The sequence below is a fragment of the Mycobacterium sp. NPDC003323 genome (assembly GCF_053589535.1).
This window is the reverse complement of sequence record NZ_JBSFSB010000008.1, coordinates 174,489-192,406: the sequence shown is the minus strand read 5'-3', so window position 1 is coordinate 192,406 and position 17,918 is coordinate 174,489. Positions and strand designations below refer to the sequence as shown.

17 protein-coding genes are annotated in these 17,918 nt (G+C 66.1%); 9 read left to right on the top strand and 8 right to left on the bottom strand.

Features of this window, described 5'->3' with window-relative positions; translation table 11 throughout:
• Positions 1-37 precede the first annotated feature (37 nt).
• Positions 38-1,033 (bottom strand): LacI family DNA-binding transcriptional regulator, encoded by a 996-nt coding sequence (locus ACWDUN_RS19435; protein WP_449931504.1) that lies wholly within the window; start codon positions 1,031-1,033, stop codon positions 38-40.
• A 156-nt stretch (positions 1,034-1,189) separates the two neighbouring features.
• On the opposite strand from ACWDUN_RS19435, the gene ACWDUN_RS19430 reads away from it, so the two are divergent.
• From ACWDUN_RS19430 to ACWDUN_RS19415, 4 genes are all read left to right on the top strand, one after another.
• Complete coding sequence (locus ACWDUN_RS19430) at positions 1,190-2,503, top strand: aryl-sulfate sulfotransferase (RefSeq protein WP_449931502.1); 1,314 nt, start codon at positions 1,190-1,192, stop codon at positions 2,501-2,503.
• A gap of 104 nt (positions 2,504-2,607) precedes the next feature.
• Entirely contained in the window at positions 2,608-3,360 is a 753-nt protein-coding gene (locus ACWDUN_RS19425) for an ABC transporter permease (RefSeq protein ID WP_449931500.1), read from the top strand.
• Position 3,361: 1 nt separating this feature from the next.
• The gene (locus ACWDUN_RS19420) at positions 3,362-4,120 is read left to right on the top strand and encodes an ABC transporter ATP-binding protein (protein WP_449931498.1); all 759 of its coding nucleotides are present in this window, start codon (positions 3,362-3,364) and stop codon (positions 4,118-4,120) included.
• Between the two features lie 26 nt (positions 4,121-4,146).
• Positions 4,147-5,115 carry an ABC transporter substrate-binding protein gene (locus tag ACWDUN_RS19415; protein WP_449931496.1) on the top strand — a complete coding sequence of 323 codons (969 nt, stop codon included), beginning with the start codon at positions 4,147-4,149 and terminating at the stop codon, positions 5,113-5,115.
• A 70-nt stretch (positions 5,116-5,185) separates the two neighbouring features.
• On the opposite strand, the gene ACWDUN_RS19410 is transcribed toward ACWDUN_RS19415, so the two are convergent.
• The 7 genes from ACWDUN_RS19410 to ACWDUN_RS19380 form a co-directional block, all read right to left on the bottom strand.
• Positions 5,186-5,533, bottom strand: coding sequence for a heat shock protein transcriptional repressor HspR (locus ACWDUN_RS19410; RefSeq protein WP_449931494.1), 348 nt, complete (start codon positions 5,531-5,533; stop codon positions 5,186-5,188).
• Positions 5,533-6,708 (bottom strand): molecular chaperone DnaJ, encoded by a 1,176-nt coding sequence (gene dnaJ, locus ACWDUN_RS19405; protein WP_449931492.1) that lies wholly within the window; start codon positions 6,706-6,708, stop codon positions 5,533-5,535. The genes ACWDUN_RS19410 and dnaJ overlap by 1 nt, the downstream gene beginning before the upstream one ends.
• Before the next feature lie 19 nt (positions 6,709-6,727).
• Positions 6,728-7,327: a nucleotide exchange factor GrpE gene (grpE, locus tag ACWDUN_RS19400; RefSeq protein ID WP_449931490.1), complete on the bottom strand. Its 600-nt coding sequence runs from the start codon at positions 7,325-7,327 to the stop codon at positions 6,728-6,730.
• On the bottom strand, positions 7,324-9,186 hold the full coding sequence (gene dnaK, locus ACWDUN_RS19395; RefSeq protein WP_449931488.1) for a molecular chaperone DnaK: 1,863 nt from the start codon (positions 9,184-9,186) through the stop codon (positions 7,324-7,326). The genes grpE and dnaK overlap by 4 nt, the downstream gene beginning before the upstream one ends.
• 236 nt (positions 9,187-9,422) lie before the next feature.
• Positions 9,423-10,886 (bottom strand): PE-PPE domain-containing protein, encoded by a 1,464-nt coding sequence (locus tag ACWDUN_RS19390; protein WP_449931486.1) that lies wholly within the window; start codon positions 10,884-10,886, stop codon positions 9,423-9,425.
• Between the two features lie 85 nt (positions 10,887-10,971).
• The gene (locus ACWDUN_RS19385; RefSeq protein ID WP_449931484.1) at positions 10,972-11,826 is read right to left on the bottom strand and encodes an alpha/beta fold hydrolase; all 855 of its coding nucleotides are present in this window, start codon (positions 11,824-11,826) and stop codon (positions 10,972-10,974) included.
• Positions 11,827-12,486, bottom strand: a complete 660-nt coding sequence (locus ACWDUN_RS19380; protein WP_449931482.1) for a TetR/AcrR family transcriptional regulator — start codon at positions 12,484-12,486, stop codon at positions 11,827-11,829.
• Positions 12,487-12,676: 190 nt separating this feature from the next.
• Here ACWDUN_RS19380 and ACWDUN_RS19375 point away from each other — a divergent pair, with 190 nt between their 5' ends.
• The 5 genes from ACWDUN_RS19375 to ACWDUN_RS19355 all read left to right on the top strand — a co-directional run bounded on the left by ACWDUN_RS19375 (position 12,677) and on the right by ACWDUN_RS19355 (position 17,918).
• Positions 12,677-14,395, top strand: coding sequence for a hypothetical protein (locus ACWDUN_RS19375; protein WP_449931480.1), 1,719 nt, complete (start codon positions 12,677-12,679; stop codon positions 14,393-14,395).
• 75 nt (positions 14,396-14,470) lie between these two features.
• Positions 14,471-15,346 carry an Abi-alpha family protein gene (locus ACWDUN_RS19370; RefSeq protein ID WP_449931478.1) on the top strand — a complete coding sequence of 292 codons (876 nt, stop codon included), beginning with the start codon at positions 14,471-14,473 and terminating at the stop codon, positions 15,344-15,346.
• Complete coding sequence (locus tag ACWDUN_RS19365) at positions 15,339-16,658, top strand: DUF445 family protein (RefSeq protein ID WP_449931476.1); 1,320 nt, start codon at positions 15,339-15,341, stop codon at positions 16,656-16,658. The genes ACWDUN_RS19370 and ACWDUN_RS19365 overlap by 8 nt, the downstream gene beginning before the upstream one ends.
• A 67-nt stretch (positions 16,659-16,725) precedes the next feature.
• On the top strand, positions 16,726-17,295 hold the full coding sequence (locus ACWDUN_RS19360; RefSeq protein ID WP_449931474.1) for a hypothetical protein: 570 nt from the start codon (positions 16,726-16,728) through the stop codon (positions 17,293-17,295).
• A complete protein-coding gene (locus ACWDUN_RS19355; RefSeq protein WP_449931472.1) occupies positions 17,295-17,918 on the top strand; it encodes a TIGR03085 family metal-binding protein in 624 nt (207 codons plus the stop codon). Before ACWDUN_RS19360 ends, ACWDUN_RS19355 begins: the two co-directional genes overlap by 1 nt.

Sequence of the window (17,918 nt, the reverse complement as noted above, 5' to 3'; positions counted from 1 at the left end):
CCGAGTAGATTCCGCCAATTCGTCAGTTTCGGTGCGACTAGCAACCGCACGTGGTTCCGATCTTCAGTGACGCTGCGAGCGGGTCCGGCTCGGCCGGCGCACCATCCAACAATCGACCAAGGGCCAGGCGCGCCATTCCATCCACGGGTTGTTGTGCAGCGGTCAGGCGGAACTGCCCGTACTCGGTGTGTCCGCCATCAAATCCGACCACTCGGACATCGCCCGGGATACCCAGTCCTGCGTCGATCACGGCGCGCAGCACCGCTTCGTGCTGTCCGAAGGTGCCGACGACCAGGGCCTGCGGAACTTTGCCGCGCAGCAGATTTCGCACCGCGACATAGGCGGAATCCGCGGTCAGGTCGGTGCGCACCAGCAGCACGTCTGCACCGGCAGCACCGGCACCGGCGAACCGCTGCCCGACCGTCTCGCGGTCACCGTGCCGAACATCGTCCTCGGTGAATCCACCGACGAAGGCGATGTCACTGCACCCATGCTCATCGACAAGGTGCCGCGTCACGAGTTCTCCTGCGTAGACGTGATCTATCCCGACTATCTCGGTGGCCACCTGACCACGGACGCTGTGCATCCATACGACCGGTATACGTTCCTGCACACACAGTCTGGCAGTTTCCTGCGCATTCGCAGCACCGATGACGATCAACCCGTCGATACCCACCTCGGCGAACGCCGTCGCGAATTCGAGCTCGCGCTCCGGGTCGTACCCGGTGTTGCCGATCATGGTCAGGTGGTCACGGGCCCGCGCCTCTACTTCCAACCGGCCCACGAACTGTCCGAACAGCGGCAGCGTCAGGTCCGGTACCAACAGCCCGATCTGGCGCCACCGGCGCGGCCGCCGAAGCGCCCGAGCGCGCAGATCCGGCCGGTAGTTCAACTCCTCGATCGCGCTGACGACTCTGGCGCGCAAGGATTCTGACACCGGCCGCGGCCCGTTGTTGAGCACGTAGCTGACCACTGCGGTCGACGTCCCCGCCCGATTGGCCACATCCGCCAACGTCGGCCTTTTTCCAGTCACTCCCGAGCACCCTCTCGGTCATCCACATCGTGGTCGACGCTTTTATTCACGCCGATCGAGACAGTTCTACCGCGCGCAGATCTCGTTACGCTAATCGATTAGAACTTTTACGAGGAGGACCTATGGATGTAACAGGCCGTTGGTGGAGTAGCTGACATGGCATTCGTACGACTCGCCGGAGTCACCTATCTGGATCCCAAGCTGGCCCATGACAGCTTCGTGTTGTTCACCGGCGCCGATTCCGTCACACGACTGATCGACCTGCATGGCACGGTCCTGCACGAATGGCCCTATGCGGGCGTTCCACCGCGAATTCTCGATCCGGCACTCAACGGCGGGCGCCTTGGTGACGTCGGGGTCCAACTGTCCGACAGTGGCGACTCCCGGGGCGGAATCTATGCCAACGGCACGGTCGGACAGTTGAGTTGGAGTGGCGAACACGTCTGGGAATGGGGCACCGAGGCACCCGGTGGCGCCGCCCGGCAGAACCACGACTGGGAGCTGTTACCGAACGGGAACCGGCTCATTCTCGTGACGGTCCCGCGTGTAGTGCCGGGCCTGAGCGAGCATGTCGTCGGTGATCAAGGGCTCTACGAGGTCTCGCCGGACGGCCAGATCGTGTGGCAGTGGCTGGCCGGGGACCATCTGGATGAGTTCGGCTTCTCCGACACCGGTTGGGCTGCGCTGCGCGAGACGGCATCTCGTGACCCCGAGGACCCGTGGGGCTATCTGGAGATGAACAGTGCCAAGTCGCTCGGGCAGAACCATTGGTTCGACGCGCGTCCCGACGCTGTGTTCCACCCCGACAACATCCTCATCAGCTTCCGCAAGGCCAACATCATCGGACTCGTCGACAAGCGGTCGGGCGCGCTCGTGTGGAAACTCGGCCCCTACTACCCTGCGGAAGCAGGAGCCCAGCACCAACGGATCAGCGTCCACAAGGTGCCGCGCCCCGTCGATCAGACCTCGGGCCAACACAATCCGCACATGATTGCCCCGGGACTCCCCGGGGCAGGCAACATCCTGGTGTTCGACAATCAGGGTGGCGCCGGTTATCCACCCGCCTCGATAGGCATCTACGCCGGTTCACGGATACTCGAGATCGATCCCGTCACCGAGGAAATCGTCTGGCAGTACACCGCCGAGGATTCGGGGTTGCCCCCGTGGACGTTCTTCAGCTCGTTCGTGAGCAATGCGCAGCGCCTACCCAACGGCAACACGCTCATCACCGAAGGAATGCAGGGCCGGTTGTTTCAGGTGACGCCAGATGGCGACATCGTTTGGGAGTATCACAGCCCCTACCAGGGATACGGTGTGGCCGGCGAACCGGAGGTGAAGCAGACCAGGGTCGCCGGGGTCGACCGGCTCAGCCTCACGGCGCTGGTTTACCGGGCACAGTCGGTGCCGTTCGACTGGGTGCCCGACACCACACCACGGGCAACCCTGCAGAAGATCGACCTACGGCCATGACGACGGACGTACACACAGCGACTCTCGACTCGCACGCCATGGATGCCTCGTCACCAAGAAACAGCGGACGGAAGCTCCGGTTACCCCGTGCGGCGACTCGGCGCGTGCGGACTCTGGGTTGGACGATCGCCGGCCTGTTGCTTGCATCGATGGTGTGGTCACTGGTGGTGGCGACCGGACAGTTCCCTCGGCAACTGTTCCCGAGCGTGCCGCAAATCCTCTCGGCGGGAGGAACTCTGTGGTCGGACGGACTACTCGCCGATGACATCGTCGCGAGCGTGGGACGGGCCGCGACAGGCTTCGTCATCGGCGCGATCGCCGGTGTCGTGATCGCCGTGTGTACCGCCACCACAGCGGCGGGCCGTAACCTCCTCCAACCGGTTCTCCGGGTTTTCGCACCGATCCCGACCATAGGACTGGTCCCCCTGGCCATCCTGTGGTTCGGGCTCGGCGAGAACAGCAAGACGCTGGTGATCGCCTTGGGTGTCTTCGTCCCGGTGTGGATCAACAGTCACAACGGCCTGGCCGGCACCCCTGTCGACTACCTCAAGGCCGCGCGATGCCTCGGTGCCGGGCGGTGGCAGATCCTGACCAGGATCATCCTGCCCGCTGCCGCGCCGGACATCGCATCCGGTCTGCGGGTCGGCGCCGCAATGGCTTTCGTGTTGATCGTCGTCGCCGAGATGACCGGCACCACTGCCGGTATCGGTTACCGTATCTACCAGGCGCAGCTTTTCTCACAAGCCGACCGGTTAATCTTCTGCCTGATCATTCTAGGTTTGATCGGCGCGCTCTGCGACTTGTTGATCCATTCGGCCACCACGCCGTTCACCCGCTGGGCCCAGGAGCAACGCTGATATGGCGATCGAAGTCAGAGACCTCGTCGTGCGTTTCGGCCAGACGCCGGAGCCGACACTCAAGAACATCTCCATGGTCATCCCCGACGGTTCGTTCACCGTGCTCGTCGGCGCATCGGGAAGTGGGAAATCGACTCTGCTGCATTGCCTGGCGGGGCTGATCGCACCCACGTCAGGGTCGGTGACCGACAACGGTGACCCGGTCACCGCACCGCACCCACGCCGCGGTGTCGCGTTCCAGCGCGACGTGCTGTTCCCGTGGATGAGCGTCGGCGGCAACGTCAACTTCGCACTGACCGCGCGCGGAATCGCCAAAGGTGAACGGCGCGAACGCATCGCGGAGTTACTCGACCTTGTGGAACTCAAGCCTGATGTCGTTCATCGACGGCCGTCCGAACTCTCCGGGGGCATGCGGCAGCGGGTGAGCATCGCGCGGGTGCTCGCAGGCGAACCGACCGTCATGCTCATGGACGAACCGTTTGCGGCGCTGGACGCACTGACCCGGCTACGCATGCAAGACCTGCTCATCGACCTGTGGACGCGGCTCAACCGAACGATCATCTTCGTCACCCACGACATCGACGAGGCAATAAGGCTGGGCGACAACGTCAGCGTGCTCCACGATGGCCAGATCGTCGACCAGATCACCAATCCACTCAGCCGCCCGCGACCTGCCGACGCACTTGCGGATCAGCCGGGCTACAGCGATATCCGCAAGACCCTGCATCACCAACTCGGCATCGACCACGCCGTGCATTGACCCCGGAACCAGAGAAAGAAATCCCCATGAAGATCACCCTCAGAAGAACACTGTCCGCCCTACTGACCGCGATGGCGTTGACCGCCTCGCTGGCCGGTTGCACTGACTCGAAAAGCGCTGCCGCCGACGAGCTGACAGTCGGCTTCGTCGTCGACCCGTCGTGGGCACAGATACCGGTTGCGGCCGACACGGGACTATTCACCGAACACAACGTCAACGTGAAGGTGATCAACTTCCAGTCCGGGGTGGAGGCACTACAAGCGGCAGCAGCCGGCCAGGTGGATATCACCACGGCTGCCGACGTGCCCACGTCGGCAGCTCTCACCCGGACCCCGTCGTTGCGCGTGGTCGCCGATGGTTCACGCTGGGAAGGCTCACGCGTCGTCGCGCGGCACAGCGCCGGCATCAACGGCTTGGCCGACCTCGCAGGCAAGCGTATCGGCACTCCCCTCGGAACGAGTGCCGCCTACTACATCTCCAGTGTATTGGCGGACAACGCTATCGACGCGGAGTTGGTACAGGTGGCGCCGTCGGCCATGGTCACCGCCGCCACCCAACGCAATGTCGATGCGGTGTCGATCTTTCAGCCGTACCAGGCTCAGACGATCCAAGCGCTCGACGGTGATGTGGTCGAGCTGGATGGCGGAAGCTACCGGCAGCACAGCCTTTTCATCGCCACCGAACCGGCCATCGCGTCCAAGGGTGAGGCCATGACCGCCTTCTTCGCTGCACTCGATGACGCGAGCGCCGCTCTGTCCGAGCAGGATCAGGCAGCGACGGATGCCGTCGCGAAGGCAACGCAGCTCGATCCTGCGTTGCTGCAGACGGTCCTCACCGAGTTCGATTACACGATCGAGCTCCAACCAGACCTGGCGACCAAGCTGACCGACCTCGGCGAGTGGGCAAAGACGCAGAAGTCGATCGAACCGACTACCGAATTGCCCGACTATGCAGGCTTTCTCGACAACCAGTTTCTGAACAAGCCGGCGTCCTGACCTGGAGGCCGATACGACGAACGCCGGGTTCGCTGCTGCGTACCCGGCGCTAGTCGATCATGTACTCGATCTAGCGCTTGCTCCGGGGCTGCCAGAGCACCAGCGCGGTGCTGGGTTTGCGCAGCCGTCCGACCTCGGCGGTCAGTTCGGCCACTCGGCTCTGCAGGGCGTCGACCTGATTGGTCAGCTCGATGATCCGTTTGATCCCGGCCAGGTTCACGCCCTCGTCCTGCGAGAGCCGCTGCACCTCACGGAGCAGGTCGACGTCGTGCTGCGAATAACGCCGACCTCCCCCGGAGCTGCGTTGCGGTCTGACCAGACCCAGGCGGTCATAGGTGCGCAAGGTCTGGGCATGCATACCGGCCAGCTCGGCGGCCACCGAGATCAGGAAGGTGCGGGCTTCGTCCTTGCGCGCCATCAGACGTTACCCGCCCATCCCGCGCGCGGATCGAAACCCGTTGCGCGCTCGGCCTTCGCGTAGGCCTCCAGCGCCTCGGCCGCTTCCCCTTCCAGGTTGGGCGGCACCGCCACCTTCACGGTGACCAGCAGATCGCCGTGCCCGCCGGAGCGTTTCGGCACTCCGCGGCCCCGCACCCGAAGGATCCGGCCGTCGGAGGTGCCCTTGGGTACCCGCACGCCGACCTTGCCCTCCAGCGTCGGCACCGAAAGCGTTGCGCCCAGCGCCAATTCATGGAAGCTCACCGGCACGGTGACGGTCAGGTCGTCACCGTCGCGCCCGAACACCTTGTCGGGGCGCACGTGCACGGTGACATAGAGGTCACCCGAGGGCGCACCGCGCAGACCCGCCTCACCCTGGCCGGCCAGCCTGATCCGCTGACCGTCCTCGACACCCGGTGGGATCCGGACGTTGATGGTGCGCGTCCGGGTCGTCACGCCGGTGCCCTTGCACTCGTCACAGGGGTGCTCGATGATCGACCCGCTGCCGCGGCATTCGGTGCACGGCTCGGAGAAGCCGAACGCGCCCTGGTTGCGGTTTATCACCCCGGCGCCGTTACAGCTGGGGCACACCTTCGGGCTGGTGCCCGGGCGGGCGCCACTGCCGTGGCAGTTGGTGCACGGTGCCGGGCTGGTGAGCCGCAACGGCATCGCCACGCCCTTGGTGGCCTCCAGGAACGACAGTTCGGTCTCGGTCTCCAGATCGTTGCCGCGCCGGGGGCGACTCGGCCGGGGCTGCTGAGCGCCCCGGCCGAACAGCCCACCGAACAGGTCGCCGATGTTCGCCCCGCCGGCCTGGCCGGCCTGATCGAACAGGTCGCCGAGGTTGAACTCGACACCGTCGCCTGCGAACCCACCGAAACCACCGGCGGCGCCGCCGCGCCGACCGAAGCCGCCATTGGCGAACAGCCGACGGGTCTCGTCGTACTCCTTGCGCTTGGCGTCGTCGGTCAGCACTTCCTTGGCCTCGGAGGCGGCCTTGTACCGCTCCTCGGCCGCGGTGTCACCCGGATTGCGGTCCGGGTGGTTCTCGGCCAGGATCTTGCGCGCGGCGCGCTTGATCTCGTCCTTGCCGGCGTCAGAGGTGACACCGAGCTCCTTGTAGAAGTCCTTCTCGACCCACTCACGCTGGGCCATACGTCACCTCCTTCACGGGCTAGTCCTCTGATTCTGCGGGTTGTGCACTGCCGGAGTCGGCATTCTCGACCGTGTCGACCACGGCGACCATCGCGTGGCGCACCACCGTGTCACCGACCTTGTAGCCGCGGCGCATGACGGTGCCGACCACCGGGGCCGATCCGTCACCCTCGTGCTGGACGGCCTCGTGCAGCGACGGGTCGAACGCGTCACCCTCGGCGCCGAAGGCATTCAGGCCCAGGCCCTCCAAGGTGTTCACCAATTTCTCCGACACCGCCTTGAGCGGACCGGATTCCAGGTCACCGTGGCTGCGGGCGCGCTCCAGATCGTCGAGCACACCGAGCAGCTGGGTGATGACCCCGGCCTTGGCCCGTTCGGCAGACACCTGCTGATCGCGCATGGCCCGCTTGCGGTAGTTGGCGAATTCGGCCTGCACCCGCTGCAGATCTGCGGTCAGCTCGGCGACCTTGGCGTCATCAGCCGGATTGTCGGCCGGAGCCGGCTCCTCAGGGCTGTCCTGAGGAGCCGACGCCTGCTCGCGAACTTCACCGGTGTCCGGATCGATGCGCCGTTTGTCGGTGATGGTCACCGGCTCTTCGTGCGAATCGGCCTGGCTCACTTGTTCTCCCGGTTGTCCTCGTCTTCGACGACCTCGGCATCCACGACGTTGTCGTCGGCCTGCTGAGCACCGGCGTCGCCACCGGCAGCACCCTGCTCGGCCTGGGTGGCCTCGTAGATGGCCTGGCCCAGGGCCTGGCTCTCGGTGCCCAGTTTCTCCATCGCGGCCTTGATGGCCGCGATATCGGTGCCGGCCAGGGCGGTCTTGGCCTCGGCGATGGCACCGTCGACCTTGGTCAGGGTGTCCTCGGAAACCTTGGAACCGCCCTCGGCCTCACGCTGCTCCTTGACGAACTTCTCCGTCTGGTAGACCAGCGACTCGGCCTGGTTGCGGACGTCGGCCTCCTCGCGACGCTGACGATCCTCGTCGGCGTGCGCCTCGGCGTCCTTGATCATCCGGTCGATCTCCTCCTTGGAAAGGCCGGAGCCCTCCTGGATCTTGATCGTGTTCTCCTTGCCGGTGCCCTTGTCCTTGGCGGTGACGTGCACGATGCCGTTGGCGTCGATGTCGAAGGTGACCTCGATCTGCGGCACGCCGCGCGGGGCCGGCGGGATACCGGTCAGCTCGAACGAGCCGAGCAGCTTGTTGTGCGAGGCGATCTCGCGCTCACCCTGGAACACCTGGATCTGCACCGAGGGCTGATTGTCGTCGGCCGTGGTGAAGGTCTCGCTGCGCTTGGTCGGGATGGTGGTGTTGCGCTCGATCAGCTTGGTCATCACTCCACCCTTGGTCTCGATACCGAGGGACAGCGGGGTGACGTCCAGCAGCAGAACGTCTTTCACCTCACCCTTGAGCACACCGGCCTGCAGCGCGGCACCCGCGGCGACGACCTCGTCGGGGTTGACGCCCTTGTTGGGCTCCTTGCCTCCGGTCAATTCCTTGACCAGCTCGGTGACGGCGGGCATGCGGGTGGAACCACCCACGAGCACGACGTGGTCGATCTCGCCGACGGAGATGCCGGCGTCCTTGATGACCTGCTGGAACGGCGCACGGGTGCGGTCCAGCAGATCCTGGGTGATGCGCTGGAACTCGGCGCGGGTCAGCTGCTCGTCGAGGAACAGCGGGTTCTTGTCCGCGTCGACGGTGATGTAGGGCAGGTTGATCGAGGTGCTCTGGCCCGAGCTCAGCTCGATCTTGGCCTTCTCGGCGGCCTCACGCAGCCGCTGCATGGCCATCTTGTCCTTGGTCAGGTCGATGCCGCTGGTGCTCTTGAACTTGTCGACCAGCCATTCGACGATCCGGTCGTCCCAGTCGTCGCCACCGAGGTGGTTGTCACCGGAGGTGGCACGCACCTCGACGACACCGTCGCCGATCTCCAGCAGGGACACGTCGAAGGTGCCGCCGCCGAGGTCGAAGACCAGGATGGTCTGTTCCTTCTGCCCCTTGTCCAGGCCGTAGGCCAGCGCGGCCGCGGTGGGCTCGTTGACGATGCGCAGGACGTTGAGGCCGGCGATCTGGCCGGCTTCCTTGGTGGCCTGACGCTCGGCGTCGTTGAAGTACGCGGGCACGGTGATCACGGCGTCGGTGATGTCCTCACCGAGATAGGCCTCGGCGTCACGCTTCAGCTTCTGCAGAATGCGCGCGCTGATCTCCTGCGGCGTGTAGTCCTTGCCGTCGATGCCGACCGACCAGTCCTTGCCCATGTGGCGCTTGACCGAGCGGATGGTGCGGTCGACGTTGGTAACCGCCTGGTTCTTGGCGGGCTGACCGACCAGCACCTCGCCGTTGCGCGCGAACGCGACGACCGACGGGGTGGTCCGGGAGCCCTCGGAGTTGGCGACGACGACGGGGTCGCCACCTTCCAGCACTGCGACGACGGAGTTGGTGGTCCCGAGGTCGATACCGACCGCACGAGCCATAGTTGTTGCCTCCTGAGTTTGGCTTGATTAGGTATCTGAGTGAACCTCGCTCAAGCCTGCTCCTGAGAGGATGGACCTGTCAAGTCAGAGTTGAGTCTGTTTCACTCAAGTTGTCGATCAGGTCAACGGGGCGCCGCGCAGATTTGTTCCCGCGGTCCTTCCGAGCCGCGGCGAAACCCGCGTACCAGGGGTTCGGGCGGCCGGAACAACCCCGGGTACGGGGGTTTCGCCAAGAGTTATGCGGTGGGCTCGGCTGGCTCACCGCCATCGAGGTCCTGGTTGTGGTCTGCCGCCTGCGGATCCGTGGCCGGCGGGACCTCATCCTGAGCGTCCTGGCCCTCGCTGGGCAGATCGAGCGCCACCTGACCTTCTTCCCCAACGTCCGGTTGATCCCGATCCTGGCCGGTTTGCTCGTCGGCCTGATCCAACGGATCGCGCCCATCGGGAGCGGACTCCTCGGCGATCGAGGCCATGAACGCGTCCCGCTGCTCCTCGATCCTTTGCTCCTCATTGGTCTCGACAGGGTCGACACCCGACCGGGTGGTGACCGTCGGCTCATCAAATTCCACCGCGGTATCGACAACGTGTGTCTCCGGCTTCGGCGCGAAGAGCGCGCGGGCGTTGGCGATCCCCTCGCCGATCGCATCACCGAGGTCGTTGATCACCTCGGCCGGGTCGAGTCGCGGGATCAGCCGCGCCGGCGCCGGCACCCACGGTTCGATGCTGCGGTCGTAGCCGAGTTCGACGATCACCCGAAAAAACGGCTCGACGATGTCGATCAGCTTTTCCGGCACGCCGAGCGTCCGCAGCGGCGCGAACAGCGGCAGATCCGGGCTGTCGAACAGGTAATAGCTGGTGCGGCCGTCGGTGCCCCGGAATCCTGGCGACGACGTTGGATCGTCCGTCGGGATGTCCAGACCGAACGGCCAGGTATGCAAGTACACAATGCCCAGCACCGCGTTCAGGGTCGCGACGAGGTTGAGCGGATAGATCGGGAAGTCGGCGAACCCGTCGTACTGGCGGTTGACGACGACGGTGTCGAATTGGGTGTCGGTCGGTTCGGGCCCGTTGAACGTCCAGTCCAGGATGGGGAGATAGAAGCCTGGAAACCGCGACAGCAGACCACCGTTGGGCACCCGAGCGTCGCCTTCCAGGATGAAGTCGATATCGGGTGCTGAGGTTCCGTCCGGGTACTGCGCAGTGATCCGGTCGCGCACGCTGTTGACCGAGGTCGCCCCCTGGGACAGCCCGTAGATCACCACCCGGTTGCCGGGGGTCGCCGCAGCTATCGCCTGTTCCAAAGCGGTGGCCCCGGCTCGGATCGACTGGTCACCGGTGAGGTCGAACAGCCCGGTGAGCTTCCACCACGGCTGATCCGGCAGGAGGGCGTCGGCGAGCCGCGGATCACCGACGGCAACCCCGAGCAGACGCAAGATCCCGTTGAGAGGCCACGCCTCTCCCTTCGCCCGGACCGCGACCGGGGTCAGCTCGTCACCGTCGGCGACAGGAAAGAACGGCGTGACGAACTCGTCGAGGATGCGCTTGAGGTCGTCGTCGGGCCACTGCGGGCAGGTCGCCCCGCACACCGCCAACACCGTGGTGTCGGCCGCCAATTCGACCCGTGGTGGTGCGGGTGCCGCAGTGGCCGCGGCCATCAGCGCTACTGCCGCAACGGCACCCATGTGCTTTCCGATTCTCATGATCCGCCCCCGCTTCTGTTACCGAGTCCCGAGGCGAATGCTCCTCGCGTCCGGCCGGGGGGAACCTGAGTAGCGCGCTACTCAATTACCGCGGCGCGAGGAACTCCCGGACCAGGCGGACGAATTCGTCGGGCTGGTCATAGGTGACGATATGTCCGGCGTCGGCGATGGTGACCAGCCGGGACTCGGGGGCCAGTCGATGTGCGGCGGCCAGTTCGGCCGCCCCGACCAGCCGATCGTCGGCACCGCGCATCCACAGCGTCGGCACCCGTAGACCGGGAAGCTCCGACGTGAGGTCCAGCCGCATCGCGCGCGGCCCATAAGCCGCGACCTGCCAGTCGTCGAGGGCCTTCTCACCGTGACGGTTCTTGGCTCGGGCCTCCTCGACGGCCAGCGCGACGATGCGCTCGAAACCCGGGGTGCTCGCACCCGCGTGCAAGTTGCCCGCCAACGAGGACCGGATCAGTCGGGGAAACCGGGCCAGCAGCCAGCTGAATCCGCGCAGCAGACCGGGCGTGCGCATGGTCGCCCAGGTGAGGAACTGATACGGCCGCGTGGCACCGATCCCGCCCGGCCCGATCGCCACGAGGGCGCTGACCCGCTCCGGATGTTCCAGCGCGAACCCCGTGGCCACGCCACCGCCCATCGACAGGCCGATCAGGGCCACCCGGTCGAGCCCGAGTTCGTCGAGCAACTCCGCGAGGAACCGACGAAAGAAGGTGTCGTCGAGGCATCCTCGCCACGGTCGGCTGCCGCCGTGCCGGGGCAGATCGATGACGTATACGCGGTGATCACGCGCCAACGGGGCGATGACGTCGTGCCAGACGGCCTGCCCGGTGTCCAGCATGGCGCCGTGCAACAGCAGCAGGGGTGGCCCGGTCTCACCCGCGCGATAGAGACGCACGGGTCCGCCGCAGATGGTCAGGTCGGTCGGCCGCATCTACTGCGCCTCCAATTGCCCGTCGAGGCGCCCCAGCAGCACGAGCTGCGCCTGCCGGGCCGCCGACGGATCGACGGGAAGCCCGGTGGCCAGGCCGCGTCCGATCAGGTCGCCGAACAATGCGACGGTGGTGCGTAGCTGGTCGTCGGTGCCGCCCGCGGTATTGAGCAGCCCGACGGTGAAGACGCCGAGCATCCGCACCAACGGTTCGGCCGCCACCTCGGCGTCGATCACACCGACGCCCTGCAGGGTCACGACATAGTCGGTCAGCCACGCGAAACGCTGCTCGTAGCGGTCGTCGGTCACCCCGCGGACGTGGTCGCCGAGGATTGCCTCGTCGCCCAGATACAGCGCACGCATCAGCGGATCGGCCAGGATCGCCTCGACGCCGAACCGGTAGACCGCGGGGAGGTCGACCACGCCGTCCTCGGCGAGCACCCGGCGGTGCACATCGGCGGTCAGTCCCCGCATGCTGCGCGCCAGAACGGCCGCCAGGATTGCCGCCTTGTCCGGGAACTCAAGGTAAACAGCGCCTTTCCCGATACCGGCACGGGTGGCGATATCGGCGATGGTGGTGCTCGACCATCCCTTGCCGACGGCGAGCTCGCGCGCCGCGGACACCACGCGGTCCCGGCGGTCGGGGATCAGGGGACGGGGCACGCCAGGCCTTTCGGTAGTGACCAAAAACCTCAGTTCGGTCACTACCGACTGTAGCGCTCCCCCGGCGAAACCCGCGTACCCGGGGTTGGTAAGCGCTTTCCGACACCGGGTACGCGGGTTTCGCCAAGAGGGTGAGCAGACAGCCAGCGATCCCAAGTCGATTGCAAGAAGCCCCGGCCATAATCCCGCAATGCAACTTCGATCCGGCCCGCATGCCGCGCGACGGGCGTTATCCCCGCTCTGGCAGGAAGCCCGCCGCCGCCCCACCCATTTACGGCCCCGCTCTCTGCCCGCACCACTGCTCGCCCTCGCCGTCCTCACCTGGCTGGGCGCGGCGACGATGCTCGCCTTCGGGTTCATCCCCGGACTCTTCACCCCCGAGCAGCACTCCCTCTTCAACGGCGAACTGGTTTTCGACTACGCGCCGATCTGGCCGCTCCTCTGCGGCTTGGCGGTCGGTTCCGGCGTGGCCGCGACCGCGTACGTCTACACCGCGACCAGTCCCGCTGCCCCACGTCATCACGCGGTCCTGGCGTGGTGTGCCGGCGTGGCGACACCGCTCATCCCGACCCTCATCCTGACGATCGACCGATCCTGGCAGATCCTGCCCGCTGCCGGCGCGTGGTTGGCCTCCACTGCTCTGGTGGTCAGCCGGCTGTACATCTGGCGCCGGCCCCTCGGTCCGTGGGCCGGCATCCTGTTGGTCTGCCTCGTCGCAGTCCCCTGGGTTCCGCTCATCTGGGCGAACATCCGGTTCGGCCAGGCGCTTGACGCTGCCGCCGACCCGAACGCGCTCCTCTATCTGTTGCTCGACGACATCGGTACCCAGACCTACGTCCCGGCGATCGCGCTGGCATTCGTGGCGGCGATGGCGACCGGCGGCGTCGCGCTGGCTGCACATTCCCGGTCTGCCGTGGCGCATTCCCTGTCGCGCCATCGACGGGGCTGGGGCTTCACCGGACTGCTGTGCGCTGCGGCAGTTCTGATCGTCGTACTCGAGATCACCGAATTGGGTGGCATCTCCTCAGGTTTCAAGGAGAACTACTGGACACCCGGCGGACCGGGCACGTGGCCGCACGCGGCTCTCGTCGCCGCCGCGATCGTCTACGGAACCCGTCGATCGTTCCGATCACCGCTGCTACAACGCGGTGATGTCCGGACCACTCTGACCGTCGGCATCAGCGCATTGTCCAGTCAGATCGTCATCGCAGTGGTGGTCACGGCGAACCTCGTCGCCAATGCGATCACCGGACCCGCCGGAGAGGGCATCACGCCGCCGGCCGGGCTCGAACTCGCCATCATGTGGCTGACCCTGTTGACACTGGTGCCGGTCGCCGTGCGGGGACGTTGGAACGCAACGATCGGACAGTTCGTCGCCCGGGTGGGTCTGCTGTATCTGCTGCCGGTTTACCTGAACCTCACACTGAACCAACTGGGCGTTTCCGCGCCCTTCTCGTTCTGGGCCAAGCCCACCCAGGTTGTCATCTGCCTCGTCGCCGTCGCAGCTGTGGTCGCGGTGTGCGGGCTGACCGGCCGCCCGACGCCGATTCCGATGGAGCTGACCAATCGACTGGCGTTGATACCACTGCTGATCGTCGTCGGTACCGCCTGGATCCCGAGCGTCCTCGCCGTCCCCCTGACACCCGTCATCGCCGTCACCGCAGCGCTGTTCGCGCTCCTGTGGGCGATGCCGCCGGACTCCGGCACCGCACACACAGGTGTCGTGCTCGCCGTATCCGCTCAATTGCTCCTGGTCGCGGCCGCCGCGGGGATCGTCACCGTCTACAAGGACATCTCGGCCGATGACACCACGCTGGCGCTGCTTCTGTTCGCCGTACCGCTGAGCGCCCTGTTGTGCGCCCATGTGCAGCCCGCTACCGAGGGCACCGAACACCCGGTACCGCATTAGCCGGTACCGTGCCTTATCCGGTCCAAGTGGACCGCACAGCCGCTCCACCGTCGCGCGCATGGGGGTCCATCACAGGTGTCAGAGCAAATCCCGCATCCCGGTCCCACCGCTGTCCCGCTCGAGGATGTCATCGACGCCGAACCCGAGACCGACGAGACCCCCGTCGCCGACGAGCCGGTCGAAGCCACCGTGACCGACAAGGCTCCGGTCAAGCGCAACGGCTTCAACCGACGAGGCTTCCGGCTGGCGACCCCGCTCGGCGATATCGCGATCGCCATCCGCACGCCCAAGCAACGGCCCGTCGTGCCCAGGCGGTTCGATCCGCTGGGCCTGACCGACCGCGCCTTCGACGCCGCCAAGATGGGTCTTCAACTCGCCGCCTGGGGTGAGGAGCAGGTCGCGACCTACGTCAAGAACCGACTGGACTCCATCGAGACCAACTCCCGCCCACTCCCCCAGCCCGAGCCGTCACCCGGCGATTCGTTGCACACCAAGCTGGGCCGACTGTTGGACCGCGCGCTGGATCAGAGCACCGCGGGCAGCCAGCAGGAGCTCTACCACCGGCTGTTGGATCAATTGGTGGCCGACGAGGCACGCATCATCGGAGCGCTCTCGGACGGGGCGTCCTCGCCGCTGGTCAACGTCTACAGCCGTTCCCGCAATCAGGTCGTCCTGCAGAATGCGTGCCTGATCGGCCGCACCGCAAACGTCGCACTTCCGAATATGGTCCCGCAGTACGTCGACCATCTGCTATCCCTTGGTCTGGTCGAGACCGGTCCGGAGGACTCGTCCAGGAAATCCGATTACGAGGTGCTGATGGCGGAACCCATGGTGTTGAAGGCGGTCAAGAGCGCGTCCAAGGGACCGCTGATCGCGCGAACCGAGAAGTTGTCCCTGAGCCTGTCCGCGCTCGGTAAGGGCCTGTGGGCGGCTGCCGTCGCCAATGGCTAGCGAGACGATACTCGCCGTCCAATCCTGGCAGGAGATAGCGGCCGACTTCGAGGTCAACTGGTTCATCTATCTGTCGATGCCGTTCATCGCGGCGTTCGTCGGGTGGAGCACCAAGATCGTCGCGGTGGAAATGCTCTACCGGCCAATGGAATTCAAGGGTATCGGCCCGTTCGGCTGGCAGGGCATCGTGCCGCGCCGGGCAGGCAAGGTGGGCTCCAAGACCATCGAGTTGCTCACCCAGAACCTGCTCAAGCCCGAAGAACTGCTCGAGCGCGTCGACGCCCGCGAGGCCGTCGAGGCGTTGCGTGAGCCGCTGACCGAGGCCATCGACGAGGTCTCCCGCGAGATCGCCGAACAGATCCGCCCGGGGTTGTGGGATGCCCTGCCCGATCAGGCCAGGCGTGCCATCCAGAAGCGCATCCAGGACGAGACACCGCGGGTGGTGGAGTCGCTGCTCAACGAGATGCGCGCCGACCTCCCGCGTTTCGTCGACGTCCAATTCCTGGCCGTGACCACCCTGGTGCGAAACAAGGACAAGCTCAACAAGCTGATGCGCGGCATGGGTGATGACGCCATGGCGTTCGTCCGGCGCAGCGGCATCTACTTCGGTCTGGTCATCGGCGTGGTGCAGATGTTCGCCTGGGCCCTGTTCCAGAACCCGTGGATCATGCCGGCGTTCGGTTTCGGCGTCGGGTTCATCAGCGACTACATCGCGCTGAACATGTTGTTCCGGCCGATCCAGCCCAAGAAGTACCTCGGCTTCATCCCGTTCCAGGGCCTGCTGCACGCCCAGCGTGAGAAGGTCACCCGCGATTACGCCCGGATCCTGGCCGACGACCTGTTCTCCCCGGAGATCCTGTTCGACGGGGTGCTGCGCGGCCCGGGCGCCGACAAGCTGTTCAGCCTTGTCGGCAGGGAGGTCAACGCGGCGATCGACGCGCAGACCGGTGTCGCCACCCCGCTGGTCAAACTCGCCGTCGGCACCCAGCGCTACAACGCGCTCAAGGACAGCCTGGTCCGAATCGTGTTGGAGCGCCTGCCCACCACGCTGGTCGAGGCGCAGGACTACGCGATGAAGACACTCGATCTGGAGAACACCATCATCGACAAGATGGGCCAGCTGTCCAACGAGGAGTACGAGTCCATCCTGCGGCCGGTGTTCAAGGATGACGAGCCCACGATGATCGCCGTCGGCGCCATCCTCGGCGGTGTCGTCGGCGAGTTGCAGGTGGTGCTGATCGAGCACTTCGGCAACGAGCCGGCCGCCGTGAACGCGCTGCCCGAAGCGGTGCGCCTGATGCTGCACCAGTAGCCGGCCGAAACCGCCGTGATAGCCCTGATACCCCGGTAGGCGACGACCCGACGGTAGCCTGCAAAGTGTGACGGGTGGGGCGAGACGGGCAGCGGCGTGCATCGGCACGGGCGGGATCGCCCTCGCAGTACTGCTCGGTGCGTGTTCCAGCAGCACCGACGGCAACCCCGTCGGCACCGGGCCGACCGGCACCGAACCGGACTTTCCCACCTCGCGACCGGACCGCACCACCACCACGCTCACCCAGTCGCCCATCACCCCGGCCCCGGCACCGCCGCCGGTCACCGTGCCCCCCGGCGGCGAGGCGCTGGCCCCACGCAACGGATACGTCTACATCGAGACGAAATCGGGCCTGACCCGCTGTCAGATCTCCGAGCAGGCCGTGGGGTGTGAGGCGGAGTTCGAGAACTCACCGGAGATCGACGGATTCCCGGCCAACGGTGTCAACGTCACCGCCGAGGGTGAGGTCACCTGGCTCTCAGGCAATCTCGGTGACATCCCCACGGTGCAGCTGGACTACCGCACCTACACCGCGGTGGGCTGGACCATCGTCGCCACCGAGGACGGCACGCGTTTCACCAACGACGGAACCGGGCATGGCATGTTCGTCCGGATCGAGGGTGTGGAGACCTACTGATGAGTGTTGCCCGGCGCGAACGCGCGGCGTTGGTGGAAACCATGCGCGCCGCCGGACCCGACGCCCCGACCCTGTGCGAGGGATGGAGCACCCGGGATCTGGCCGCGCATCTGGTGGTCCGGGAACGGCGTCTGGATGCCGCGCCGGGAATTCTGGTGCCGCAGTTGGCCGGTTACACCGAGCGGGTGCAAGGCCAGGTGACCGCGGCCACCGATTGGCCCGATCTGTTGAGCCAGGTCGCCGCCGGACCGCCACTGTATTCACCGTTCAAGGTGCTGGACCCATTGGTCAACGTCGCCGAGATGTTCATCCACCACGAGGACGTCCGGCGCGCCAAGAGCACCTGGGAGCCAAGGGTTCTCGACGAGTCGACGACGGCCTCGCTGGCCAGGCAGGTGCGCTCGTTCGCCAGGATGACGCTGGCCAAGTCGCCGGCAAAGGTTTCGCTGCGCACCCCGGACGGCACCGTCCTGGCCACCGCGGGCAAGGGCGCGGACGTCACCGTCACCGGTGAGCCCGGCGAACTGCTGCTGTTCGCCGCGGGCCGCGAACCCGTCCGCGTGCAGTTCGACGGTGAGGCCGATGCGGTCGCGGCCGTCCGGACGGCGCGGCGCGGTCTGTAG

Coding starts and splice junctions, on each gene's coding strand:
- ACWDUN_RS19430 (WP_449931502.1), top strand. CDS start 1,190: ATGGCATTCGTACGACTCGCCGGAGTCACCTATCTGGATCCCAAGCTG.
- ACWDUN_RS19420 (WP_449931498.1), top strand. CDS start 3,362: ATGGCGATCGAAGTCAGAGACCTCGTCGTGCGTTTCGGCCAGACGCCG.
- ACWDUN_RS19415 (WP_449931496.1), top strand. CDS start 4,147: ATGAAGATCACCCTCAGAAGAACACTGTCCGCCCTACTGACCGCGATG.
- ACWDUN_RS19410 (WP_449931494.1), bottom strand. CDS start 5,533: ATGGCGCGCAAGGACGAAGCCCGCACCTTCCTGATCTCGGTGGCCGCC.
- dnaJ (WP_449931492.1), bottom strand. CDS start 6,708: ATGGCCCAGCGTGAGTGGGTCGAGAAGGACTTCTACAAGGAGCTCGGT.
- dnaK (WP_449931488.1), bottom strand. CDS start 9,186: ATGGCTCGTGCGGTCGGTATCGACCTCGGGACCACCAACTCCGTCGTC.
- ACWDUN_RS19390 (WP_449931486.1), bottom strand. CDS start 10,886: ATGAGAATCGGAAAGCACATGGGTGCCGTTGCGGCAGTAGCGCTGATG.
- ACWDUN_RS19385 (WP_449931484.1), bottom strand. CDS start 11,826: ATGCGGCCGACCGACCTGACCATCTGCGGCGGACCCGTGCGTCTCTAT.
- ACWDUN_RS19375 (WP_449931480.1), top strand. CDS start 12,677: ATGCAACTTCGATCCGGCCCGCATGCCGCGCGACGGGCGTTATCCCCG.
- ACWDUN_RS19365 (WP_449931476.1), top strand. CDS start 15,339: ATGGCTAGCGAGACGATACTCGCCGTCCAATCCTGGCAGGAGATAGCG.
- ACWDUN_RS19355 (WP_449931472.1), top strand. CDS start 17,295: ATGAGTGTTGCCCGGCGCGAACGCGCGGCGTTGGTGGAAACCATGCGC.